A 245-nucleotide genomic window follows, 5' to 3' on the forward strand; every position below is an offset into this window, starting at 1 on the left:
GTATCGCCCTGCCAATCTTGTAAGGCACCTCTAGTCCAATGCTTCTGTAGCAGATTTCCATGAAAGAGATAGAAATCAAGGTTCTCGATGACATAATAATTTAATCCAAGAACGAAGTTTTCATTTTTTTGTTGTTTAGACACTTCTGGAAAGACTAATTTATGCCAATAGGCGTAATCTGAAAAGCTTTGGGATTCGCCATATATATTTTCTTCGAATTGATCGCTAAATAGTATGTCCTGTGG

Annotated in this window: 1 protein-coding gene; it reads right to left on the reverse strand. The window is 36.7% G+C overall.

What is annotated here, in order from left to right; translation table 11 throughout:
- A partial coding sequence (locus AAEY75_RS16635) for a 7TM-DISM domain-containing protein (RefSeq protein ID WP_352260267.1) occupies window positions 1-245 on the reverse strand: 245 nt, incomplete at both ends.

It is taken from the genome of Psychrobacter sp. TB55-MNA-CIBAN-0194, assembly GCF_040309505.1.
Classification (GTDB): Bacteria; Pseudomonadota; Gammaproteobacteria; order Pseudomonadales; family Moraxellaceae; genus Psychrobacter; species Psychrobacter fozii.